Source organism: Bradyrhizobium sp. MI1.3 (assembly GCF_055811695.1).
Genome location: NZ_JBVVPQ010000050.1, coordinates 33,133 through 55,835, shown reverse-complemented (window position 1 = coordinate 55,835; position 22,703 = coordinate 33,133). Strand labels below are relative to the sequence as shown.

General features: G+C 59.2%; 22 protein-coding genes and 2 pseudogenes. 5 read left to right on the top strand and 19 right to left on the bottom strand.

Going from position 1 to position 22,703, the window contains the following annotated elements:
* The 3 genes from AC0L3A_RS28830 to sugE form a co-directional block, all read left to right on the top strand.
* Positions 1–208, top strand: a 208-nt coding sequence (locus tag AC0L3A_RS28830; protein ID WP_473255576.1) for a hypothetical protein, incomplete at its 5' end; no start/stop codon positions are given.
* Positions 209–1,254: 1,046 nt separating this feature from the next.
* Entirely contained in the window at positions 1,255–2,127 is an 873-nt protein-coding gene (locus AC0L3A_RS28825) for a radical SAM/SPASM domain-containing protein (protein WP_245329445.1), read from the top strand.
* 91 nt (positions 2,128–2,218) lie between these two features.
* Positions 2,219–2,533, top strand: a complete 315-nt coding sequence (gene sugE / locus AC0L3A_RS28820) for a quaternary ammonium compound efflux SMR transporter SugE (RefSeq protein ID WP_007600067.1) — start codon at positions 2,219–2,221, stop codon at positions 2,531–2,533.
* 663 nt (positions 2,534–3,196) lie between these two features.
* Here the strand turns inward: sugE and AC0L3A_RS28815 are convergent.
* Complete coding sequence (locus AC0L3A_RS28815) at positions 3,197–3,718, bottom strand: thermonuclease family protein (RefSeq protein WP_473255575.1); 522 nt, start codon at positions 3,716–3,718, stop codon at positions 3,197–3,199.
* A gap of 433 nt (positions 3,719–4,151) precedes the next feature.
* On the bottom strand, positions 4,152–4,904 hold the full coding sequence (locus AC0L3A_RS28810; RefSeq protein ID WP_473255574.1) for an energy-coupling factor ABC transporter permease: 753 nt from the start codon (positions 4,902–4,904) through the stop codon (positions 4,152–4,154).
* A 373-nt stretch (positions 4,905–5,277) separates the two neighbouring features.
* On the opposite strand from AC0L3A_RS28810, the pseudogene AC0L3A_RS28805 reads away from it, so the two are divergent.
* A pseudogene (locus AC0L3A_RS28805) lies at positions 5,278–5,643 on the top strand (RMD1 family protein); the annotation flags it as partial.
* Positions 5,644–6,565: 922 nt separating this feature from the next.
* Here AC0L3A_RS28805 and AC0L3A_RS28800 read toward each other — a convergent pair.
* From AC0L3A_RS28800 to nifH, 8 genes and pseudogenes are all read right to left on the bottom strand, one after another.
* On the bottom strand, positions 6,566–6,880 hold the full coding sequence (locus AC0L3A_RS28800) for a hypothetical protein (protein WP_473255573.1): 315 nt from the start codon (positions 6,878–6,880) through the stop codon (positions 6,566–6,568).
* A gap of 686 nt (positions 6,881–7,566) precedes the next feature.
* Positions 7,567–7,863, bottom strand: coding sequence for a ferredoxin family protein (locus tag AC0L3A_RS28795; RefSeq protein WP_473255572.1), 297 nt, complete (start codon positions 7,861–7,863; stop codon positions 7,567–7,569).
* 40 nt (positions 7,864–7,903) lie between these two features.
* Positions 7,904–9,211, bottom strand: a complete 1,308-nt coding sequence (locus AC0L3A_RS28790; RefSeq protein ID WP_317245382.1) for an FAD-binding protein — start codon at positions 9,209–9,211, stop codon at positions 7,904–7,906.
* An 11-nt stretch (positions 9,212–9,222) separates the two neighbouring features.
* Positions 9,223–10,338 carry an electron transfer flavoprotein subunit alpha/FixB family protein gene (locus AC0L3A_RS28785; RefSeq protein WP_433994762.1) on the bottom strand — a complete coding sequence of 372 codons (1,116 nt, stop codon included), beginning with the start codon at positions 10,336–10,338 and terminating at the stop codon, positions 9,223–9,225.
* 1,148 nt (positions 10,339–11,486) lie between these two features.
* Positions 11,487–11,819, bottom strand: coding sequence for a nitrogenase stabilizing/protective protein NifW (gene nifW / locus AC0L3A_RS28780; RefSeq protein WP_473255571.1), 333 nt, complete (start codon positions 11,817–11,819; stop codon positions 11,487–11,489).
* Between the two features lie 106 nt (positions 11,820–11,925).
* Positions 11,926–12,354, bottom strand: a pseudogene (locus AC0L3A_RS28775) (homocitrate synthase/isopropylmalate synthase family protein); the annotation flags it as partial.
* A 160-nt stretch (positions 12,355–12,514) separates the two neighbouring features.
* Positions 12,515–13,243, bottom strand: a complete 729-nt coding sequence (locus AC0L3A_RS28770) for a nitrogen fixation protein NifQ (protein WP_473255579.1) — start codon at positions 13,241–13,243, stop codon at positions 12,515–12,517.
* 66 nt (positions 13,244–13,309) lie between these two features.
* A complete protein-coding gene (gene nifH / locus AC0L3A_RS28765) occupies positions 13,310–14,200 on the bottom strand; it encodes a nitrogenase iron protein (RefSeq protein ID WP_007600043.1) in 891 nt (296 codons plus the stop codon).
* A 531-nt stretch (positions 14,201–14,731) separates the two neighbouring features.
* Here nifH and AC0L3A_RS28760 point away from each other — a divergent pair.
* Entirely contained in the window at positions 14,732–15,286 is a 555-nt protein-coding gene (locus AC0L3A_RS28760) for a peroxiredoxin (RefSeq protein ID WP_456766229.1), read from the top strand.
* 1,711 nt (positions 15,287–16,997) lie between these two features.
* Here AC0L3A_RS28760 and AC0L3A_RS28755 read toward each other — a convergent pair.
* The 9 genes from AC0L3A_RS28755 to AC0L3A_RS28715 all read right to left on the bottom strand — a co-directional run bounded on the left by AC0L3A_RS28755 (position 16,998) and on the right by AC0L3A_RS28715 (position 22,677).
* Positions 16,998–17,264, bottom strand: a complete 267-nt coding sequence (locus AC0L3A_RS28755) for a hypothetical protein (RefSeq protein ID WP_456769731.1) — start codon at positions 17,262–17,264, stop codon at positions 16,998–17,000.
* Positions 17,265–17,274: 10 nt separating this feature from the next.
* Positions 17,275–17,634: a DUF3024 domain-containing protein gene (locus AC0L3A_RS28750; protein ID WP_456766230.1), complete on the bottom strand. Its 360-nt coding sequence runs from the start codon at positions 17,632–17,634 to the stop codon at positions 17,275–17,277.
* Between the two features lie 11 nt (positions 17,635–17,645).
* Positions 17,646–17,885, bottom strand: coding sequence for a nitrogen fixation protein NifZ (locus AC0L3A_RS28745; RefSeq protein ID WP_456766231.1), 240 nt, complete (start codon positions 17,883–17,885; stop codon positions 17,646–17,648).
* On the bottom strand, positions 17,882–18,202 hold the full coding sequence (locus tag AC0L3A_RS28740; protein WP_473255570.1) for a nitrogen fixation protein NifZ: 321 nt from the start codon (positions 18,200–18,202) through the stop codon (positions 17,882–17,884). The genes AC0L3A_RS28745 and AC0L3A_RS28740 overlap by 4 nt, the downstream gene beginning before the upstream one ends.
* Positions 18,203–18,328: 126 nt before the next feature.
* Positions 18,329–18,553 carry a 4Fe-4S binding protein gene (locus AC0L3A_RS28735; RefSeq protein ID WP_473255569.1) on the bottom strand — a complete coding sequence of 75 codons (225 nt, stop codon included), beginning with the start codon at positions 18,551–18,553 and terminating at the stop codon, positions 18,329–18,331.
* 15 nt (positions 18,554–18,568) lie between these two features.
* Positions 18,569–20,122, bottom strand: coding sequence for a nitrogenase cofactor biosynthesis protein NifB (nifB, locus tag AC0L3A_RS28730; protein ID WP_473255568.1), 1,554 nt, complete (start codon positions 20,120–20,122; stop codon positions 18,569–18,571).
* An 849-nt stretch (positions 20,123–20,971) separates the two neighbouring features.
* Positions 20,972–21,196, bottom strand: coding sequence for a putative nitrogen fixation protein NifT (gene nifT / locus AC0L3A_RS28725; RefSeq protein WP_007600030.1), 225 nt, complete (start codon positions 21,194–21,196; stop codon positions 20,972–20,974).
* Positions 21,193–22,404 carry a cysteine desulfurase NifS gene (gene nifS, locus AC0L3A_RS28720; protein ID WP_473255567.1) on the bottom strand — a complete coding sequence of 404 codons (1,212 nt, stop codon included), beginning with the start codon at positions 22,402–22,404 and terminating at the stop codon, positions 21,193–21,195. The genes nifT and nifS overlap by 4 nt, the downstream gene beginning before the upstream one ends.
* Entirely contained in the window at positions 22,405–22,677 is a 273-nt protein-coding gene (locus AC0L3A_RS28715; RefSeq protein WP_473255566.1) for a NifU family protein, read from the bottom strand.
* Between the last annotated feature and the right edge of the window lie 26 nt (positions 22,678–22,703).

Here is a 22,703-nt window from a genome sequence, read left to right as displayed (position 1 = left end):
CCCCATTCGAGTCTTGACGGCAGCACGCCCGATCAAGCCTACTTCACCTCGCTGCCGCTCCGCCTGGCAGCATAACCGCGGCAGACGCGCTCCACTTATCGATGCGCAGATTCTGTTCAGACAACCGGGACCAGCTCAACCTGACTTCAAGCGACTGGGCGAGACAAAGAGGCTTTTAAGCGAAGCCAAGGATATCGAAGTCGGTTGACGATGTCGTTGTACGCGACACCGAGCGAGAAGCGCATCAAGGTCGGCAGGATGCTCGGAGTCGAAGCGAAATTGCGCGTGCCACTCGAGTTTTGTCCGATGAACACCGCAATGAGGTTGTCGGTGAACTGATCCCCCGTGAAAGACGATGAGCGAACCGCGCCCGAGCCAACCGTGAAACTGCTCATCGCGATACCGTAGATATAGGTGAAGTCGCCCGTGCCCTACTAGCGCCGCCGACTTGCTCCAGCGGTTTAGAAAAGTCGGAAGCCAGTAGGGCGGAACATTCGTACGCAAGGCCAGCGCGGCCCCACTCCTGTTCTGGACCCATCATCGAGAAGACGCCTCGCAAGTCCGACCGTAGCCCTGGCGCCCGGATATTTATCCAGCCGCCCTCCCGAGCACACGAAGAGCATGACGACGCCGTTCCCTCGTATAGCGTTTCCAACTATTGAGATTCACGACTTGGTGCATGAAGTGGTGGTAAAGAATTCGCACTGTTGACTGCGGCAAAGTGCATTCCCAGTCGGCACTTCGCGCGGCCGATCCCGATGCACGTCGATGATGATGACTTGGCCCTTGGGGCGGCGGCAACGGCCTCACATTTCATAGGAAGGCTGCGATTCAACTCATTTCGAGAGAGCTTAAATCGTACATAGCGTCATATTGTACGCTTTCGATCGCAGTTGCGCCTCCGTTGTGCCATTGCGAAGACAGTTATCGCGGATGTGTCGGCTTATGGACAATACCGGCAATGGCATGAGTGATGCTTGTTGGAACAAGCGAGAGGTTAGATCGACGCCGTCGATGCATGTGCACTCGGCAGCCACCGGATCCTGCTGGACTGGGGGCGCTAGGGTGAGTGAGCCGTCGGCGCTGTCTTCATCTATCGCGGCCGCGGCTTGCGACCGTGAAGTGTTGCGGTGATGGGCGACGAACCGAGGATGATGCATGAGCGAACCGACATGAGGGATGCAATGCGAGGGTGCCCCCTCAAGATCTCTTTGTTCCCAATGGCGGAGCGCGGACGTGGATAATATACAATCGATGACTGCACAGGAGCTGCGCTCTGCAATTAGTGGCGGCAGGGTCTTGGAGGTAACCACGACAACGGGCTGTGTCGTCGGATGTTCTTATTGCCCGCAGGACAAGTTCGCCGAACGGCAAAGAGCTATATCCGACGTGAAGCATCTTTCTTTGCAAGATTTCAAGCGATGCCTGGCGCGCGTACCAGCAACTGTGGACATCAGCTTTTCCGGGTATTCGGAGCCTTGGCTCAATCCGGCTTGCACCGAAATGGTTGAGCATGCCTACGCGTGCGGCCATGGAATCCGGATTTTCACAACCCTCGTAGGAATGAATGGGCGGGATCTAAGACGCTTGCGTGCGTTGCAGTTCCGCGGTTTCCTGGTGCACGTTTTTGACGACGGCACGCATATGGACAGTGGTCTCGTCAGGCGCAACTATGTCGATTTGATGCGTCAACTTGTTGATGCCGGCATTTCGTCACTGCTCTTCATAGTCATGGGCGAGGTGCATCCCGAACTAGTCGACATAATACCTGACGAAGCGCTCGTTCGCTCGCGTCCCCCGCGCAGCAGGCCTGCGAGCGGCGAGCTTAGGATGGTTGAAGCACGACAGCCAATCGTTGGAGCGCTGACATGTCCTGACGAACGGCAATATCGGAATGTTCTTCTCCCAAACGGCGACGTTACTTTCTGCTGCATGGATTTTGAGCGACGGCACGTTCTGGGCAACCTTCTCCGCGACAGACACAAGGATCTTTTCGAAGGGGCGACATTTGGCAAGATTGCCAGTCGCATGAACGGCGCGGACGGTTTTCTGCTTTGTCGAACATGTGAATTCGCCGAGCCACTGAGGTCGGAATGCTCATCCTTGAGAGCAGTTGACCCTGACTGATCGAAACGAATCGGGAGCCCAGGCGAGGACGGCCTTGCCGCTCATCATCACATCGGCCGCGGGGACGACCCCGCCATGAACGGAGGTCGCCATGGCCTGGAGCATTTTGTTGGTCGCCGGCCTCCTGGAAGTCGCCTGGGCAATTGGCCTCAAATACACCGAGGGCTTTACCAAGCTCGTCCCGTCCGTGCTCACGCTCGTGGCCATGGCTGGCAGCGTGATCCTGCTCGGCCTCGCTCTGAAGACGCTGCCCATTGGAACTGCCTATGCGGTCTGGACCGGCATCGGCGCGGTCGGCACCGCGGCGCTCGGCATCATCCTGTTCGGGGAGCCGGCCGCCGCGTTTCGCTTTGCCAGCATCGGACTGATCGTGGCCGGCATTGTCGGGCTGAAGCTCGTGTCCTGACGAAAACGTCGAAAGCATTGACCCCACTAGGTCAACGCCGCAAGGATCGGAGACTTGCCGCCGTGATTGTCCGACATGGACAATTGAGCTGGGCGCGTTCCAGCGCACCGCCGAGGGCGCTGCGCCGACAACGGCCCCGGTGATACTGTGGCCGAAGAAAGTCGCCGTGAATCAGATGCCGATGCAGGCCCTCTGGGCCGAGACCCGTTGACCGCTAGCCTCAGTGTCGCAACGCGAACGCCCATGGTGAGGACGATACGCCCGTCGGCAACCGGCGTGCCCACGGCCATGGCGTCTGGCCCGATGTACCACGCGGAGCGGCACGAACAATTCGCCACCGAACTCGCGAATACGAATAGAACAGTAATGGATCCCAGGTATGCCGCTGATGCTCCGGGGCGCCGGCTAAGAAAGTTCGCTTGCCCGAGTCATACGATGTCTGCCCTACGGAGCTGCAGGGGAGAAGATGCATCACAGAACGATATGATCGGCAGAGCGTCTTCATCTGCTTCCGACCATCCCGCCCAAGAGTACGAGACCATCCTACTCGTTGAGCATGGTTGGGCGGCAGTGGTGAGCTTGACTCACTCCCGATCGAGCCAGCTCGCCCGTGACTGTCACCTCACGCGGAGCAACCGCGTATTCTGGTGTTGGGGGTAGCCATCAAGGATGTGCGTTCGCGTCGTCAGAACAGCTGGCTGGTCGACCACCCAACCGAATGCAGGCTCGATATAACCAAGGTACGGCAAAGCTGCCCGCCCATAAGCCCAGCCCGGCACGATCGGCCGCGCGTTGCGCAGCATGGTATCGTCCCCTGGAGTATTGCTTCCAATCGAGCACGAGACCGTTGCGCACCAACCATTCTCCAATATCGGTGCCACCAGCTGAACAGGTCGCTGTCGTCCGTCCACACTCATCCTCCAGGACTGGCACGCAACTGACTTCGCGATCTTCAACGAAGCTTTCAAGATCGCGCGCGGCCCTGAGGCCACATTGATATGGATTGCCCTTGATATCTCGGCACATTTGGGTCTCATCCGGCGCGTCAATGCCCCAGAGTCGAACGCGTGTTCTGTTGATTTCAAGGGTGTCGGTGCTGATGACCTTTGCCGGCCCCGTCAGCCCGCCGGCCAGGACGATGCCGAACAGTGCGAGCATGGTCAACACCACGATCAAGCCTGGCATGGCGATTTTGTTCGTCGGACCGCAACCATTCCCGACGAGCGCAGCAGAGCGCTGCCAAGTGGCCAAAGGCGCTCGATCGCAGCAGTGCTAATGTTCCGTAGGTAAGACCGCTCGACAGATGATTCCTCCTGAATCAGCAGCGCACCCCTCCCCTCACCTCCAACCTCGCCCCCGATGCTGTGCGACCCGGCTGCTGCGCTGAGCGAATCGGGCCCGTGCTCCACGTCATTGCGGCAGTCCGCCTCGGCTGCATCGCGCACCGGCAGGACGCACTCCGTCGTGCGCGTCCGCTGATTAGCGACGAGGCAGGCGCAGACGGCCGGCCGCAAGTCGGCGTGATAAGATTTCCCGGTGGCCTTGTCCGAAATGAGCATAAGCTCGGCCGCCTTTCTGGCACCGATAGCAGCAAGCACGCGCCGTCCGCGGTCGCTGCTCACGGCAACTGTAAGGGAAAGCGTATGCATCGCTTGAGCAAAACGGGCGCTCCGACGGCCATCGTTGTTATCAACGGCAACATGCCTTCTACAGGCGGTTGGCGACAACTCCGCCCGCAGTCACGCCGCCCAACTTGTTTCGCGAGCGCCAGCACAGCCATCTCAACCTCTAGCTGGACCAGGGACATAAGTGCGTAGGAAACCCCGAACCACGCGATGTTATAGAGATTGGCGGCGCCGAAGCCGGCGCCGTAGAGGGCCCAAAACGTGACGCAGACAACGATACCAGACTGATACGCCGTCGAGAGGGCAAGCGCCTTGCTGTACTGCAGATCGCGATGCGCGGTGTTGGACGGGATGAGCCGACTGGCGAGCGCCTGCATCGCAAACAACGGCACCAGAAGCGTCGTGGCATTCATACCAAATTGCGGCAGGTCGGCCGGAACAAAGAGTATGTTTTCCAGCAACAGGCCGAGCGCAAGACCAAACGCAGCCGCCGCCGCGCCGAACAACAGAAACAGCATCGAGCCGGGGACGAAGCGCACCTCGGAGACGCCAACCGCAAAGTGCGGCAGGATCTCGAAGAACATGAACACAAGCGTCGCGGCGATGGCTTGCAGGGCAAATGAGAGAGCGCCCCGCTCGCGCATAGCCTCGACCAGAAGCTTGGCGGCGACGCAGCACGTCGCAAGGCCTATGGCGTAGCTCAACACAAGCTTGGCGCCTGTTACTATTCCCGGTTCGATATGCATGGTCCAGGTCCCTCTTGCCTTTTTACTCGGGCCTTGTGTGGAGACCGCTCGAAACGGCATTTCAGTTTCCGCACCTGGGTCGACCGCTAACGTCCTGCTTCCGCCATGTCGGACCGGGTGTGGACATAGCCTCCGCTCGGCCTGCGGGACTTCGATAGCAACAGCTATGCCACCCGCGCCACCGCGCTTAAGCCTCTGATTGCGCATTGAAACGTTCCGTCCCCGCAAGGCTCGCCGTGTGAGTTAGCTGACATACTCTGGATGAAATTGGACACACATGGGTGCCCCGTCTTTGCTCAACCTGTGCCGTTTCGAACAATCGTTCTACCTCCCTCCTTGAATCGGAAATCCTGCGGCCGCCGGCGCGAAGACACCCTTTGCACGCGAACTAGCCGAGCGCGGCCGACCGCGCGAGGACCCAAGGGCATTCTCCAGCTGATCGGCGATGCGCTCCTGGTCCAGCAGCGTGTGGCGGGCCGCGCAGCCATTGCCGAGAAGCCCGACGCACTCTGGGGCAAGCCGGCGCTGGAGCGGCTCTATTCGCGCCTGAAAGACGGATACGAATTGAAGGAGCGGCTTGAGATGCTCCAGCGCAAACTGCGGGCCATCTCCGGAACGGCCAACGCGCCGACGGGCATCATCGGGACACGGCGCTCGCTGCGTCTGGAGGGTTATAGTCGTGCTGATCGCGATGGAAGTTGCGATCGGATGCGGTCAGACTATTGCAGCAGCTCAGTGAAGTGCGGCTGGTCACAGCACGCGAGGCGCTTTCCTGGCGTCTGAGCGGGCCTACTAACGTATCAGGCCCGGTAGTTGCGCGGAACACGCTGTTCGGCGCACGCGGCGGCGTGTTTTGGCCAAGCCTTCGCCGTGCTCGTGCACGCGAGGTTCGACGAAATCCCGGTGCGGCTCGCGACCCAGCAAATAGGCGACGCGACTTCCGGCGCAATTCTCCGGAAATCGATCAACGATCATGAGTGTATGGCAGACGCGCGGCAGAGCGTTCACCCCGACGATCCAGCGTGACCCGAGAAGACCCTTTGTCAGTTTGCGGCGGACCGCCACTGAGCTTGTCCGCTGTTGCCGAGTAGCTCGCGGAATACTTGCCCTTCCCCCGTCGTTCGCCAGCGCGCGGCCAGTGATGACCGGAACAAGGATGGTCGATTTCACCAGAGCGCCTCGCTATGAGCGATCGCCTTTCGCCGCTTTGACACATCGCCGCGGCTCGGTCGACGTCTCCTTCGGTGATTTCCCTTGCTTGGCTGTTAGCGAAAGGCTCCAGGATCGAGGAGCGCAGCGCACCGAGCGTGCTACAACTGAACATGAAAGCTCCGAACCGCGGTCCTCGGGTTGACTAACGCGACGGTCGCCGAGCTATACGCGCTCGGGACTGCCATGGAGCGTGCATGGCAGCTCCGCGTCAGCGATAAACGGACGACAAGGAACTGCGCCGCGAATTTCAAGCGGTTTTGACCTCGCAAGCAGGCGCCGAGATATCCGACGTCGCTGTTGCCTGTAGACATTCCATCTGCAGGGATTGTCCTCAAAGCGCCCTCGCCACTCACGTGCGGGCGGCAACTTCCCCCAAATCCACTTCTGAACAGAACCCGCCATGGCGATGCTTAGCTGGCTCGTTCAGAAGGCCGGCGAGCCTGAGGCCTTCAAGGACTCCTTCGAGCCGCTGTTCGCGAACGATTGCGGCGAGCAGCGAAACGGCCTCCTCCCGATGGACGGAAGCCGACGTCAGGCGCTCGCTGAACCAAGAGGTCCATCAAGGTCGGAAGTTCAGCAACGTGGTCGCGTAAGGTCGAGACCACATCATTGGCGAGATAGGTCGCCAAATCCCCTTTCGCCGGCGGATCAAAGTCCAACTCGACCGCGGCGCGCTTCTCGATTGCCTCTCGTATCAACTCGCGCTGGGTTCGTGCATTCATCGAGAGCATGAACGCCGCATCCGCGAGCTTCTCGCGCGGCAAGCTTCTCAGTACGACTATGCGAGCCTGGATGTCGCCAATCGAACTCTCACGCCCTGCATCTGCTCGCCACGCGTTAGCTCCTGCCCTGCTCTTTTGTACCCGAACCATCGTCATGCTCTCCGGCGGACGATATATCCCGGCGATACAGCGGAATGGAAGTGCAAAGTTGTGTGGTGCATGCGCGCAGTCCGCCTGACGAACGCGGAACCGGCGGTCGCGCGAAGGACTCAGAATGCGCTATTTTCGTGATGCGCTCGTGCTTTTCTAGTCTACAAGGCGCGGGATGGCATGTTGTCGGGTCGTGGCTACGGCGAGCGAAGGCCTGCTTCCAACATTCCGTCAGTAGGTGATAGGCAGCGAGCCGGTGGCGGCGGGCGGATCACCGCCAACCTTCCAGGGAGGACGAAACCGGCCAGATATTCCGGAAGACAACCAGACCGTGGACCAGATCCGAGACGGACGACGTTGCGTTTGCACCCTTGCTTCGGATCCGCTCGCTTTGGCTATCTTCGGGAATATTATAGCGGAAACCGAAAACTGCGTTTGTCCACATGCAAGGGCCCGCCGGGTAGATGGAAAGATTGGGACACCGGTTGAACGTGACCGGGTTAAAGCCGATTTCACGCGTGATTTAGTTGCATCGCGAGAACGACGTAGCCGCCGTGGCAGGGCTCTCACCCGAAGTTTTAACCGAACTTGAATAGGACACCGTAACCGCCGCGTGGGTAACTCCACTTGATATCACCACTTTCTTCGCAGATCACCCTGCAGGTGCCGCATTCGATACACCCGTCGACTGTCACCTCAACATGACCTTTATCGCTGAGCTCGTAGCACCGTGCAGGACAGGCCTTCAACATCGACAAGAGCCGCGAGGATGGCGTGGTGTGCGGACGCACCTTGATATGGGCACGGCCGGAATCGACAAGATAACGGTTGTAGAATAGTTTATCCTCGACACGTTGGGATGGCTCGCTCGGCATTGTTTCTGGCTCCGTCGTTCGTCGTTGTCTTAGGTTTGGATCACCGCCAGGCCCGGGCAATGCGCAGGGCATCGCTAAACAGCCCACTCCAAGACCGCGCCTTGATGAATGAGCTCAGCATCAGCTTCTCTTTCTCGAGCTTTGGTGTGCCGTCGACGCGCACGTAATCCTGCATCGCCCTGGAGAAGAGCTGCGGATATGTGAGAAAGAAGTTCTGCGAGTGGGTATGCATGAGTGCCGGCATATCCTTGTACTTTTTCAGGTCCTTGATCACGAAAGAATCAGTTAGCATTTTCTTGTAAAGTGAAAGATTTTTGGCCGTCATCGGATCTTTTCGCGATCTGATAAGGCAGATCGCTTCCGCCGCGATACGGCCCGACGTCATCGCCAAATTGGACCCCTCGCGATGGATCGCGTTGTTAAGCTGGGCGGCGTCTCCGACGACCACCCAGCCCTCCCCGCAAAGCTGCGGGATCGCCCTGTACCCTCCTTCGGGTATCAAGTGCGCAGAATATTCCTTGACTTCCGAACCTTCGATGAGCGGCGCGACGGAGGGGTGACGCTTGAAACCCTCGAGCAGGCCGTAAGGTGTCTCGCCGGTACGCTGGAAGTCGGCAACAAGACAGCCAATACCGAGCGAGATGCATTCCTTATTGGAATAGATGAAGCCCATACCGGTCATGCCGCGGGAGATGGTTCCTGCCGCTTCGATGACGAGCCCCTCGTCGCCTTTGAGATTGAAGCGAGCATCGATTGTCTCACGCGACAAAAAATGCATCTCCTTAACCGCGAGTGCGACCTTGTCCGGTTTCGGCCGCCCTCTTAAGCCCGCACCCGTCCCGAGCACTCCGTTCACCCCCTCGGCCAGCACGACAACATCTGCATGGATTTCACCCCCATCGCGGTCTGTGCGCACCCCGACGACCCTGCCATGGGAATCCTGGAGGAGCTCGGTCACCGTGGTCTCGCACAGCACCGTAGCGCCGGCCTCGCGGACCTTCTGGGAGAACCATTTATCGAACTGGGCACGGATGATGGTGTAGCGGTTCGGCTTCTCCTCGTTGAAATCATCGGATCGATAGTGAATCCCGGTGTGCGAACGCTCGTCCACGATCCAGAAGCGTTGCTCGACTAGATGCCGCTCAAGCGGCGCATCTTCTCGGAAATTCGGGATCAGCTTCTCCAGCATATCGGCATAAAGGATGGCCCCTTGCACGTTCTTCGACCCGGAATACTCGCCGCGTTCCAGCTGCAGCACTTTCAGACCCCGCTCGGCCATTGTAAGCGCCGCCGCGTTCCCGCCCATGCCAGCACCGACGACGATGGCGTCGAATCTTTCCTGAATCATAACAAGCTCCCCTAGCCAGCGATGCGGTCGTGCGAGTGCGGCGATAGCTGCGCGCGGAATGCAGAGGTCAATGCCGGCAACAGTCGAATGGCGTCGGTGACGATGCCGATATGGGCAAAGTCGAAGATCGGAGCGTTCTTGTCAGTGTTGATGGCAACGATGAGGTCGCCGCCCTCCACGCCGACGCGATGCTGGATAGCGCCGGAAATGCCGGCCGCGATATAGAGCTTTGGCCGGATGGTTTTCCCGGTCTGGCCGATTTGTCGGTCCGAGGTGGCCCAGCCCTTCTGGACCAGCGGCCGCGAGCAGCCATATTCGGCGCCAAGCACGTCCGCGAGCTGGTGTACAAGTTGGAAATTTTCAGGCGATCCCAGACCGAGCCCTCCAGCGACGACCACGTCGGCATAGGCAAGGTTGGACTTTGCAGAATCGCGGTCTGGCAGGAAGGACAGGACCTTTGTGACGATATCTTCTTCTACAAGCCCGAGCGGATGCGAGATGACGCGCGAGACGGCGCCTGTCACGCGCTCGGGCATCGGCATCACGCGCGGACGGACGGTTGCCATCTGTGGACGATAGTTGAGTGTGTAGATCGTGCACAACAGTGAGCCGCCAAACGTCGGCCGGGTCGCCGCAAGCGAGCCGTCGGCATCGACATCGAGCTCGGTGCAGTCCGCAGTTAGGCCGGTGAGCAATGTGGTGGCCACTGAGCCGGCGAGATCGCGGCCGAGTGTTGTTGCCCCTAGGAGTAGGATTTCCGGCTTATAAGTGTTGACCAGCTCTGACAGGGCTTTCGTATAGGACTGGTTGCGATAATCGGCCAAGAGATTGTCCGCGACGATATAGGCGAGGTCGGCGCCGTAGCAGAAGGATTCGGCGACCGCCTGCTGCGTTGTCTCCCCGACCGGGCCGATGACAACCGCGGCGAGGTCAACATTGAGCTTGTCGGCGAGCCGGCGGCCGGCCCCCATCAGCTCCCATGAGACGGGGTGCACAACCCCGCGTTCCTGCTCGATGAAAACCCAGACGTGCTTATACGGCTTAAATCGCTCGGGCAGTTCCCTCTTGGTCGCCGCGCGACCACCACCCGCGGCCGGAGCTGCACTTTTCGGTGCGGTGCTCATCATCTGTACTCCCATTCGCATTCAGTAGCGGCTCGCCAGCGGCGCATGCTCCGCCTCCAGGTTGGAATTTGCGCTTGAAGATTTCTTCAGTTAAGCGTCGGGCCGGATGCCGGCCGGCATCGCGTCAGCACGGCCTGGCAGCAGCGTGGGGCCGATACAGCCGTTGCTGGACCTTGACGACGAGCCCGGAAGCACGCGCTTCCGGTTCGTTCCGGATGCGGCATTCTGGGACGACGGTTTGGTTCCCGGCACTCCTAAGGCACCGACCGGGCCGGTCAGGCGTGCCGATCGATTGGTCCTCCTCATCTTAGAGATGCAACCGAGGTGCAACAGATCAAGGACCTGCGAGGGGCTCGGCTGGTACGATTGTCGGCCGCGTCGTTGCCGGTGGAAGCGCGATCTCATTGCTCCGAGTGCGCTTGTTTCTTGCCGATCATAGCGACAGGCCCGCAACTCCTGGCGAGGACAGGAGGGGCGGCGCTCAAGGCGCCCGGTCAACAGCGCCGCACGGCCGGCGCTGTTGAGCAACGGCTCTCCCCGCGAAACCTCGGCCAGGGATCGGCCAACGGGGGCGCACGAATCAAACGCACCTTTCAGCTCAGCCAGGTATGCGACCATCGCTTTGGCGCCGCGACGCATTATGGTGCCGGCAGGCAGCGCGCGCGAACCTGCGCGGCGTCAAAAATAAAATCGATGCGAACCAAGACGTGCATGCGCTGCTCCAAACTAGCTGAGCATATGTCAGCAATTGTCGTACCAATTGCGCAGGCGATGAAAATTGGCCGCTATTTCAAATCTTACTGAAGAAGTAAGTCGGATTGGCGGCCTCTCACGAGGTCGAAACATTCGAGACCGTACTGACCCGTGTCCGGAATGCGACAGAAGACACTCATCTGAACCTTGCTGAGTTTTCCGCGCAACATGCGCGGTCCCGCTGCCGGCGCATGATTGCAGGAGATAGGCACACCTGCGTACCAGCTCGAAAGGATGGAAATATCGGCGGCGAGTCGTGATTGGCCCCTAAGGAGCCGTTGTGATGAACTGCGGATCCGCGAGGCCGCAACTGCAGCTTTCCGCTTGAATTCGAAGCCATGGCTTGCTGTCAGGCTCTCGGGACCTTCACGGTCCAGAGCACGACATATAAGCTCAATTCACTCCAACAAATCGAGCTGGACCAATGCGGGATGCATGTTCGCTCGTGGTGCGGTCGCATCCTTCAGCACCTTGAATACGCGCTGTTCGATCGGGGAGGACGTGACGAAGTCGGCATAGGCGCGCTCAAGCGTGGTCTTGCAACGCGCGGTGATCTCAGGATCAGATGCACCAGTCAACTCCTCGCCTGCGAGATATTGGCCCATGCGACGCAGTATGTGAAGCCGCGCCACATCGACGATTTTCGCATCGTACTCGACGCCGAGCAGTGCAAAAAAATCCTCTGCCGCCGAGGCCTTGTTCAATCGCGCAAGGATCCCATCCGTCGTCATTCTCAACCTCCATCTCGATCCGCGCCCAGAAACGACCAGGCTGGAATGTTTCAACCGATCGCGCGACGCGCGTGGCTGATTCGCTGTTGACGAGCGAGCTCTCGTGAATGTCGCGCCAAATCGCCACCACCGTTTCCTGCGCAACCAGACCTTGGTGCTCGATGGCATGCTTGCGGACGGGCGCGGGGATGGTTTCGCTTTGCTCGGCGCCGAAAGAAAGTTGCACGATAGCAGCAAGGTAATCGCGGCGAATCCTGAATGCTTGCCGATCATAATCCGGGGGGAGCGCTCGAGCAGCCCCGGGTCTAGCCCTTCGTAGCTGCGCCAGGTCCTTTAGCAGCCCGTGGACGTGGATGCCGGATTCGTTGGTAAGACATGCTCGTTGACAATCGCCTTGTTGAGCGGGACGGTACGGGACGCAGCGGCTGCAACGACGACCGCGACTTTTTCCCAGTTCGGATAGCAGCACGCCGGTATCAACGCAACAGAGCTGTCTGAGTGCGACGGCAACTTCCTTCAGCGGCGCGTTGTCGGCTCCGCCAGATATCAACCCGCGATCATCAGACGCCGCCTCGGCCCGTGGGTCGGGTACGCGCAATCGTTTGCCCCGGTCTGTTTTCACCCCATGCGACAGGTGGCCGAAAGCTCGTAGGATATACCCGCAATGGCGCCAAAGAGGGGTATCAATAATGAACTCAGCTTTTCAAGCTTGGGACGGCTTGGACGGTGTCATCAAGGCGGCGCAGATGATCCCGCCGACGTCCGGCCATCCGGCTCTCCCCGCTCTCTTCGCCGAAGCAAAGATCAAAATCATTGCATTCCGTGCAGACCGGCGTGGTACACATCACCAGGCCGTCATCTTCGCATAGCATGCGATAGAAGAAGCGCTTCCAGCGCATGTTCTTCGTATTGCGAGCCGCCAGCGGCCTGAAATGGCGCATGAGGACACGGGACAATTCATCCCGCTTCCGCAGACCGAGATCTTCCCACAAGTGATTAGGCTCCATGGCGCGCCGCGCGATCATCGTCGCGAGCCAGCCGCCAACCTCGCCATGAGTGGAACGTTGCGCAAGCAGGAGGTCGCGTATCATAACTGTCTCGTCAGGCGCCGGTAAGGCGGACTGATCGCGCCAGGTACAGCTCCTGACCGGGGTGGATGGGAAGTATTGCACCAACAGCGCATTGAGCTCCTGGTTGGTCAAGCCAGCCCGCTCGGGAAGTTGGCCGCCATCCATGGCTGATGTGGCCAGAATGCAAGCGAGCACATGGTGATCGAAGTCATCATTGTCGCTGATGTCGACTTCTGCCGGATGGCGCCCGGTCAGAAGCTGGTAGAGCTCACTCGCGTCGCGCTGCTCGGCGGCGTGAGCTACCGATACGCGAGATGAGATCGTGTCGGCTGTTTTTCCTTGTGTGCCGATCATAACTTTCGCACAGCTTCTGAGTGGACGATGTCGGCCTTCCCGGATCGAGAAGGCCGACAACATGAACTATGCCGAAATAGCGGCGAGCTCGGCAGCGGTCTTGCCGACCTGGCTCTCGTCGACGGGCTTGATGATGCCGTGCTCCATGAGCATATCTTCGAGCTCGTCCATGCTGATTGGCGTCGGGATAGCGCCTTGTCCGGCATTATTGTGGATCTTGGTCGCGAGATTGCGATAGTGATCCGCCTGCTTCGAGTCCGGCGCGTATTCCAGCACCGTCATTCGGCGCAGCTCCGCGTGCTGCACGACATTGTCGCGCGGCACGAAGTAGATCAGCCGGCTACCGAGCTTCTTGGCAAGAGCATCGGCAAGCTCCAGCTCCTTGTCGGTCTGCCGCTCGTTGCAGATCAGCCCGCCGAGACGCACGCCGCCGGAATTCGCATACTTCAGAATACCCTTGGAGATGTTGTTGGCGGCATACATCGCCATCATCTCGCCGGACATCACGATGTAGATTTCCTGTGCCTTATTCTCACGGATAGGCATCGCGAAGCCGCCGCAGACGACGTCGCCGAGCACGTCGTAAGAGACGTAGTCGATGTCCTCATAAGCGCCATTCTCTTCCAGAAAGTTGATGGACGTTATCACGCCCCGTCCGGCGCAGCCGACCCCCGGCTCCGGACCACCGGACTCGACGCATCGAATGTCCCTGTAGCCGAGCTTGATGACGTCCTCGATTTCGAGGTCCTCGACGCTGCCGGCATTCGCCGCCAGGCTCAGAATGGTGTCTTGCGCTTTGGCGTGCAGGATGAGGCGAGTCGAGTCCGCTTTGGGATCGCAGCCGACGATCAGAATCCTTTGGCCCAGCTCAGCAAGGGCCGCCAGCGTATTTTGCGACGTCGTCGATTTGCCGATGCCACCCTTGCCATAAAACGCGATTTGTCTCAGCGAAGACATGTTGCTCTCCATCAACCGATTGCTAATTTTTTCGCGCCGAATGCGCGAGCCTGTTTCTCTCGTAGAAACCATGGGCACACGAGTTTCGGGAAGGAGGCCATCGCTCGCCATCAGCGTCGGCGTGCCCTCAGCCCTCGCTCGTTGTTGCTCCATCCAGTTAGCAACTGGCGTGCCATTTCCTTCGCACCTGCATTAAGCCTCTGATCACCCTCGACTAACAGCGTGGCCTCGGACGCCGGCGTGCTGTGGCGGACCGGACAGCCGCAAGGGCTCTGACAGAAACCCGACAAAGCCTCGGCGCTCGGATTCCACTGCGAGCGCCGGCCAAGGAGCACAAACGGGAAATCCCGCGCCTTACGCCCGAGACAATTGAGGAGACGACATGTTGCAGATCGGGCTCGAGGACATCGCCACCATCAAAGGCGAATGTTCCACGACGGGCATGGCGGGCACTTGCCGCCAGATCGGGTGGCATATTGCTTGCTCAGTCGTGGAACGATGTTCCGTGTGACCCGATGTTGTGAGGACAATATGCTTGGAATTGGAAGTAAGTTGCCGCCGTTCGACATCATAGGCGTGAAGCCCGGCTTTCACCTGCAGGAGGAGGATGGGCAAAGCGCTTTCGAGACGCTGACTGAGAGAAGTTTCCCCGGAAAATGGAAAGTCATCTTCTTTTACCCGAAGGATTTCACATTCGTCTGCCCGACCGAAATCGCCGAGTTTGCCCGCCTGACGAAGGATTTCGCCGGTCGCGACGCAATCGTGCTTGGTGGGTCGACCGATAACGAGTTTTGCAAGCTCGCCTGGCGGCGTGACCATAAGGACCTGCACCGTCTATCCATCTGGCAGTTTGCCGACACCAAGGGCGCACTGGTCGATGGCCTTGGAGTGCGCTCGCGTGATGGCATCGCACATCGCTATACCTTCATCGTCGATCCTGAGAACACGATCCAGCATGTCTATGCGACTAGCCTCAATGTCGGCCGCAGCCCCACCGACACGTTACGCGTTCTGGATGCGATACAGACTGATGAGCTCTGCCCTTGCAACCGCGAAATCGGCGGCGACACGCTTAAAATTGCCTGAGGCAACATATCGATCGTGCAGTTGGACGAGCGTTCCGGCCGCGGGACGTCAGACGCAATCGTTCTTCGATGAGGTCAGGTGAGACGATGCTGCCGCAAACACTGCTAGCGCGTGCGACCCGCAATTCAGGTCTCTTTACCGGTCATGAACTCTGACGCCGCCGCCGCGATATTCGCGCGGCAGTCGCGGCGGCGATATCCACGGTGTCGATCACGACGATGAACAGCGTTCACGGCCGCTTCGCTCACCTCACATCATCTCGAACACAAGCGGATGCCAGCGCGGCTGCCCATGAACATACAAACGCTTGTACGCTTGTACGCTTCTACGCCTGCCGGACGCACATCTCCCGCCGGAGTTCCTTATACTTCGTCGTAGGCCGGACCGCGGTTCTCTTTTGTCTGCGGCTTACCGGCATGCAACTTCAAGGGGGCGATCCAGCGCCCACGGGGTCGGAAACAGGGTACCAATCTCTCCCGCTTGGGGCATTCTAGGTTTCAGTCGCCGCGCCTTGAGAAGGATGGACGCAGCGGCAGATGGCTTAGCCGCGAACGACGTGTGCCTGCCGTCGATCGACGCGCTCGCACAACGTATTTTCCGGGCCCGGCAAATCTATATTCAGCGCCTAAGCAGCACGTTGCGACGAGCGATTCGCTTGAGTCGCTGATTGAACACGACAATCGGTCGGGTTTAGGTCAAGTAACCGGATCGACGGAGAAGCCGGTCAGCTCGTTCGCCGCGCGACCCAACCGTCGGCGCCGAGCCTGAGACGACCAACTGGCCAGTAATCGCACGCCGCCTGACGGTCTCGATCATCACACCGGTCGATTTCCGAAGCTTGATCCCATCTCAGCGCTGGTGACCCAAGCCAATCCCCAAGGTGGACGCTTTCTGCCTTAGGGAGCCTTCGGATCGCTTCATAAGCTTTGAAACCCTAGCTACAGGGGTGCGGGCCCTTGAGTGCGCCTTGAGCAGCTTGACCTCGTCCTTACTATATTCTTTGCGCTTGGTGCTTTTCGCCACGTCATGTTCTCCGATTTCGCTTTGCACATCTATCTGCAGCGCCTTGTTTTTGAAAAACGACGCAACCGCTTCCCATTACCATATCAATGACCATCGGCAACTATTCAAGCGGGCTTTTATCTTCCAGATAAGAACATGAACTACACGCGAATTTGTTCTCTGTCCTTCTGTATCTTTATCCGCGTGACCAACCCGATTCCCGACGCGCGCCAGGCGGTTCAACATGGAAGCAAGCTATCGAGACAGGGATGCTCGATTCGGTCCTTCAAACAACAACTCGAAAGCGCTCGCTGGATCGGCCAGGACGATCGTTGTGCTCCCGCGCATGATGAACCGGCCTTCACGAGTGTACGGCGTTACCGCGCGAAGAATAAACGTCCTCTCATACCTGCTCGGTTCTGCGGACATCCTGCGACGGATGAGGTTTTCTTCGTCAGCTGACCGAGCACGGCTTGCTCTTCCTCATTTGACCGCCGCAGTGTTCTTGATCGAAGGGGCCACGTAGAGATAGCCAGGAAATGCCATCCTCAGCGAACAAGATGCGAGACCATCGCCTGCCCCGTGTCATGGACCCGATGAACGAGCGAGCGACCTGATCGTGATATTTCGCCAGGCCGGGCACGACGGCATGGCAAAAAACCCGCGGGCCTAGCGCCCTGTGAGCCTGGCACCGGCAGCGATTGCTTGATCATGACATGGCAGAGCGCTTGGCCAGCACAATGCCGCTGGCGCGCCGCGGATCATTCGTGATCTGCGCACATTGATCTCCGCGGTCGAGTAAATGCAGGTCGAACTGGCCAAACCGGCGGAACGGAGTGTGCGTCATGTCGGAGGCGTCGCAACAAATCCAGGCAAGATGTGGAAATTTCTGCCGGAGCGTCAGGCAGGGCTCAGAGCCTGTGTCAATAGCGGCGAGCGTCTGCTCAATCATGGTCAATTCACCTTGGCACACCATCCACAAATCCTCATCGCCAGAATAAACGTTCAGGATCGGCATTCAGAACCGTTGTCGCCAAGCCAAGCCGTTGATGGGTCGAATGCCACTCCCAGACGCCCTTACCGTGATCTTTGCGGAACAGCTGCCATGCCGCCCCAGTCCTGTCGTGGCGCAGCAGCGCGATCTCGACCAGGCCGCCCTCCGCATTGATATTGCCTGAGCAACACGGGCTCTCGACCAGATAGCCGCCAGGAACCGCAGTCACCTCTGGCGAGACATATCGGTAGCGCTCGCGCTTCGTGAGTGCGCGCACGATTCGCCATCGGTCGAGCTCGTTGGGATGCGCAGGCAAGCCGGAATGATGTCTTCTGATGATTGCCGCGTTCATTGCGCAACCTCCTAGACTGCAGAAATTTCTGCCTCGATGCAGCCAACCACCAACTGCTTGCCGAAGTCGACCATATAAATGAATAGGTTCGCGTCCGTATGGCGACCGATCTGGACGATCTCACCAACGTGCCCGACGCTGACTAGACACTCTTCCGGCGACGCGTCCGGAAAGGAACCGTCATTGAGCAGATCTATCGCCGCCTTGACACGTTGGCCTGACTGGTATCTTGGCAGTCTTGGTTCGATCATCGGGATGCCGCTCCTGGCAAGGAAGGCTCCTCGCCTTCGCGGCTTCGCCTGACTAGATCGAGCTCCTTGCCTTTCATGCCGACGCGATAGCCGGAGCCGAGGAATTCGACCCCATAGACATAAAATTGTTGTAGGAACGTGCCGATCGAGACGACATAGCCAAGCTCACCTTTCTTGACCAGAACCTCACCAATCTCCTTGCCCACATAAGTGCCGTCGTTGCGGATGGTGCGGTTGGCCCGCACCTTGTCGCCATAGTCAAACAAGGGGGCGTCCGTCAGCTCGACGATCTCACTATCGCGGGCGATGTTGCTCATGCTGTCGTCCCCGTTCCACAGTTCGATACAACGTCTCGCACAGCCGCGGCCGCCGCCCGTCAATGCGGAGCATCAACCGCCCGAGTTTCTGAACCGCTAGTGTCGTCATGACATCCAACGTGGCGCTCAAGTAGGCTCCTGGTGACGCGGCAGCGCCGCGTCGAGCACGCATGTATTGTCAACGGGGCAAACCGCCACGCATTGTGGCTCGTCAAAGTAGCCGGCGCACTCGGTGCATTTCTCAGGATCAATCAGGAAAACGCCGGCTCGCTCGGAAATAGCGAGGTTCGGGCATTGCGTTTCGCACGCCGAACAGCCCGTGCATTGCGACGCGATGATCTTGAACGGCATTACTTGAACCCATCCTCAGGCGGCGGAAGTCAGCGCGTTGTAGCGGGCCGCTGCATCGACCCTTTCAACGTGATGGATCTTCCCCTCATTGACTTTATCGAGATAGAGTTTGAACCAGGCGGTGACCGAGCCATCGATGAACTCGCAGGCGTACCGATCGACCGGCTCTATGCCGGCCTTGATCAATTCGGCCTTCGGGCAGCCGCCGATCTTTGACACGAATATGGCGTGGCAATCCTTGATGGCGCCGATGGCCATTTCGAGCTTGCTGTCCTCGCCATGACCACCTTGGCAATAGGAATGGATTGCTCGATGACCAACGTATTTTGCGCCTGAAGTCGAGAGCTCGTAGACCTGGAACTCCTTGGCATGACCGAAGTGCTGGTTGATCAATCCCGAGCCCTTGGTTGCAACCGCCACCAGCACCTTGATTTCGCTGGACGCGCTGGCGAGCCGCGCAAGCGCCTCCTGCTTGGCCACAAGGTTCGCGGTGCGCGCCTTCTCAACCTTAGCCTGATACTCCTTCCGGGCCTGCTCGTCGTATTTGATGTCCATCGCCATGATTTTTTCCATGGTGAACTCCGCGCCGCGGTCCTCCCCGAGCAGTCCGACGGCGTCGGCCCGGCACTGGCGACAGTGACGCATCATGTTCATCTCGCTTTCGCAGCTATCCTGCAATGCTACCACTTCCTGTGCAGTCGGGCCGCGTTGCCCCCTGAGGCCGAAGACGGTCCCATGCTCCGGCGACGATATCAGCGGCATCACGTTATGCAGGAAGGCGCCGCGCGACTTCACGGCCTTGTTAACCTCGACCAGATGCTGATCGTTAATCCCCGGGATCATCACCGAGTTGACCTTGCACAGGACGCCGCGCGCGGTGAGCATCTCCAGCCCTTGGAGCTGTCGATTGCTGAGTATTCTTGCGGCTTCAATGCCGGTGCAGCGCTTGTGGCCGTAAAAGATCCACGGATGGATCTTTGCACCAATTTCGGGGTCGATCATGTTGATCGTGATCGTCACGTGGTCGACCTTGAGTCTCGCGATTGTGTCGACATGATCGGGTAGCGCAAGGCCGTTCGTCGAGAGGCACAGCTTGAGATCTGGCGCGAGCCTATTGACGAGCTCGAATGTCCTGAATGTCTTGTCCGGGTTCGCGAGCGGATCGCCAGGACCGGCAACGCCGACCACGCTCATCTGAGGGATCGCGGAAGCGACCGCCAGCACCTTCTTGGCGGCCTGCACCGGCGTCAACTTTTCACTGACAATGCCAGGCCGCGATTCGTTAGCGCAATCGTACTTACGATTGCAGTAATTGCATTGGATATTGCAGGCGGGTGCGACGGCGACATGCATGCGGGCATAATGGTGGTGCGCCTCCTCGCTGTAACACGGATGGTTCTTCACCTTTTCCCAGATCTCAATTGGCAGATTGGCGATGCCAGCCTGAGATCCGCAGCTTGCCTTACCGCTGCCACCGATCGTACCGCAGCCCTTGTGCGTCGCCATGACTTGCATGGTCTCGCTGATCTCGCCGCCGCAGGATACCTGGTGTTGCGCTGAAGTACTCATTGTTCCAATTCTCTTCGCAAGCCGAACCCTTTCGGCAAGCATCCCCAGAGTCTTTCTGGAAAGCCAAGAGCAACTGGCGTGCCATTCCTGCAGGATGAATTTAACATTTCGCTTTCAAGTACTTAGCTAAGCCCTTAGCTTTATCAATTCATGTTGGAAAGCTGACAAGGGTTGCGATCACAACAGCGCTGACACCATTGTTTTGAGGCCCGGCAGGCAGCTTCAGCTATGGCTTCGGCAAACGGCAGGCGGGTGGCGTCGTTTGGAAGTTGATCTTCCGTCAGAACGTGACGCCTAGGCAAAGCACAATCCGCAAAAGACGTCCGGGGCGCTTTGAAGGACAGGTTGATAAGGCGAGCCTAGAAGCAGAGAAAGCAGTCCTGTGACTGACCTATGCCATGGAAGATCACGCGGACCCCTGCGTGATGCTCCGGAAGGGCATTGTCAACCAGGTGAAGAGAAACGCCCGCTCGCCAGGGTCAGGGATCATCACGAAGGTTGATACTTCTGAGCCTGCGATCTGGGCCGGCGCGCGACTCAACCATTCAAAGCTGAACCTTATGGAGTCCAGCCATTGGCCTGACGCTGTTAAGACGCGCGGAATGCAACGAGCGGCCTGGCGGCCGCCGAAAAGGGGAGGTCGCGAAGGCCTCCCCACCAATGCCATCCCGCTGGCCGGATGCCTCGATGCTGCGCCCCGGCCAAGATACTGCCTTTGGCAGCGCGCGGCAGCACGATCTTGGTTCCGAACAAGCCTGCATGGGCTGTCGCGTTGACCGGTACGCGCTGACCGCGCCCGCCAGACTTCCCTGGACATCCCAGTTTGACGACGTCCATAGACACGGAGTTTCATTTTTCGGTTGCTTCGCCGCCGCGCTTCTTGGCGTTTATGGTGATTGGTAGGGTGGTGTCGCTCGCCATCGCCGGTAGGTCGAGCACCCAGCCGTTTGCGATTTTAATCCAACCACCCCACAGCGTCTCGTGCTCCCAGCCGACGATCGGCTCCTCAAGATCTTTCTTGGGTACATAAATCGAAAGGCCTGTCTCAGGCGAACGACGAATCATGACCTTCATAGGGGCTCTGCAGGTTGCGAACTCTCGCCCGCACGCTCCTGACACGCACGCAACAGGGCTCTCTGTTCGGAAGTAATGTGCGCCAGGACTTGCAGCACACGATCGATCTCATCCAGCGCCGTCTCTCGCGAGAGCGAGAAGCGAACCGCACCGCGCAAAAACGCCGGCGCTACTCTCATCGCGCGCAGGACATGGGACGGCTCCATCGAGCCGCACGCGCAGGCTGAACCGAGTGAGGTGGCAATTCCGTCACGATTCAGGTGGTGGACGATGGCCTCCGCTTCGAGACGCTCGAAGGCAATGTTAGAGGTATTTGGCAGGCGGTTTTTGATATCACCAAGCACGATGCAACCGCCGAGCGCGAGAATGCCGCGCTCCAGCCGGTCGCGAAGGGCGCAAATCTGGATCTGATCTTGTATGAGGTGTGCCGCCGCGAGTTCCGCCGCCTTGCCGAGGCCAACAATGCCTGGGACGTTTTCGGTGCCAGCGCGGCGACGCCGCTCTTGCACGCCGCCGAAGATCAGCGGCCGGAACTTAATGTCCTTGCGCACATACAGCGCGCCGACGCCCTTCGGACCATGGAGCTTGTGGCCGGAGAGCGACAGCATATCGATGTCCGTCGTCTTCAGGTCAATGGGAATCCGCCCGACGGCCTGGACTGCATCGGTGTGAAAGAGCGCGCCGACTGAGCGCGCCATCTTGGCGAGGGACTTCACCGGAAAAATCGTACCGGTCTCATTATTGGCCCACATGATCGAGGCGACTGACGTACGCTCCGACAAGGCATTGCCATAACTCTCGATGTCCAATCGACCGCTTGCATCGACCGGAATGACATGGATCTTGATTCCTCGTCGGCCTAGCTCCTCGGCAAGAGACAGCACGGCCGAATGCTCAACGGCGGTTGTGACGATCTCGTCGCGTCCTTCCTGCACGGCGAGCGCGGACAGGATTGCAGTGTTGTCAGATTCCGTCGCGCCGGAGGTGAAAACGATCTCGTGATCGAATGCCGCGCCAATGAGAGCCTGCACATTTCGGCGCGCCTGCGTCAATGCGGGTGCAACCTCAATGCCGAATGCATGCCCGGACGACGCATTGCCGAATTGCCCAGAGAAGAATGGAAGCATTGCGGCGACCACCAAGGGATGTGCAGGGGTCGTGGCGTTATTGTCTAGGTAAATCGGCTGCACGGAGAGTTCGCTCTGCATTTAAGCCCTCACTTTGGCAGCTCCGGGCAGCGGGATCAGGCGGACACACTGTCCGAGCCGCTCGCTCAGGCCCGCCTGAATGACCGCGAGCGTCGTGCCCGGAAGCTTGCATACCATGCAAGCGCCAGCGAGCCCGACCATGATCTTGTTGCCGTCTATTGCGACGAGCTCACAATGTCCCCGACTCTCATCGAGCACGGCGCGGACAATCCGCTCGCGATCGAAAGGCGCGATAGTCGAAGACTGCTTCGTCCGTTCAGCCTTCACGCCCATGTTCGATGCTCATTCCATTGCCAAGC

Bases quoted from the DNA above. Each gene is read 5' to 3' on its own strand.
- AC0L3A_RS28825 (WP_245329445.1), top strand. From the start codon at position 1,255: ATGACTGCACAGGAGCTGCGCTCTGCAATTAGTGGCGGCAGGGTCTTG.
- sugE (WP_007600067.1), top strand. From the start codon at position 2,219: ATGGCCTGGAGCATTTTGTTGGTCGCCGGCCTCCTGGAAGTCGCCTGG.
- AC0L3A_RS28815 (WP_473255575.1), bottom strand. From the start codon at position 3,718: ATGCCAGGCTTGATCGTGGTGTTGACCATGCTCGCACTGTTCGGCATC.
- AC0L3A_RS28810 (WP_473255574.1), bottom strand. From the start codon at position 4,904: ATGCATATCGAACCGGGAATAGTAACAGGCGCCAAGCTTGTGTTGAGC.
- AC0L3A_RS28795 (WP_473255572.1), bottom strand. From the start codon at position 7,863: ATGCCGAGCGAGCCATCCCAACGTGTCGAGGATAAACTATTCTACAAC.
- AC0L3A_RS28790 (WP_317245382.1), bottom strand. From the start codon at position 9,211: ATGATTCAGGAAAGATTCGACGCCATCGTCGTCGGTGCTGGCATGGGC.
- AC0L3A_RS28785 (WP_433994762.1), bottom strand. From the start codon at position 10,338: ATGATGAGCACCGCACCGAAAAGTGCAGCTCCGGCCGCGGGTGGTGGT.
- nifW (WP_473255571.1), bottom strand. From the start codon at position 11,819: ATGACGACGGATGGGATCCTTGCGCGATTGAACAAGGCCTCGGCGGCA.
- AC0L3A_RS28770 (WP_473255579.1), bottom strand. From the start codon at position 13,243: ATGATCGGCACACAAGGAAAAACAGCCGACACGATCTCATCTCGCGTA.
- nifH (WP_007600043.1), bottom strand. From the start codon at position 14,200: ATGTCTTCGCTGAGACAAATCGCGTTTTATGGCAAGGGTGGCATCGGC.
- AC0L3A_RS28760 (WP_456766229.1), top strand. From the start codon at position 14,732: ATGCTTGGAATTGGAAGTAAGTTGCCGCCGTTCGACATCATAGGCGTG.
- AC0L3A_RS28755 (WP_456769731.1), bottom strand. From the start codon at position 17,264: ATGGTGTGCCAAGGTGAATTGACCATGATTGAGCAGACGCTCGCCGCT.
- AC0L3A_RS28750 (WP_456766230.1), bottom strand. From the start codon at position 17,634: ATGAACGCGGCAATCATCAGAAGACATCATTCCGGCTTGCCTGCGCAT.
- AC0L3A_RS28745 (WP_456766231.1), bottom strand. From the start codon at position 17,885: ATGATCGAACCAAGACTGCCAAGATACCAGTCAGGCCAACGTGTCAAG.
- AC0L3A_RS28740 (WP_473255570.1), bottom strand. From the start codon at position 18,202: ATGAGCAACATCGCCCGCGATAGTGAGATCGTCGAGCTGACGGACGCC.
- AC0L3A_RS28735 (WP_473255569.1), bottom strand. From the start codon at position 18,553: ATGCCGTTCAAGATCATCGCGTCGCAATGCACGGGCTGTTCGGCGTGC.
- nifB (WP_473255568.1), bottom strand. From the start codon at position 20,122: ATGAGTACTTCAGCGCAACACCAGGTATCCTGCGGCGGCGAGATCAGC.
- nifT (WP_007600030.1), bottom strand. From the start codon at position 21,196: ATGAAGGTCATGATTCGTCGTTCGCCTGAGACAGGCCTTTCGATTTAT.
- nifS (WP_473255567.1), bottom strand. From the start codon at position 22,404: ATGCAGAGCGAACTCTCCGTGCAGCCGATTTACCTAGACAATAACGCC.
- AC0L3A_RS28715 (WP_473255566.1), bottom strand. From the start codon at position 22,677: ATGGGCGTGAAGGCTGAACGGACGAAGCAGTCTTCGACTATCGCGCCT.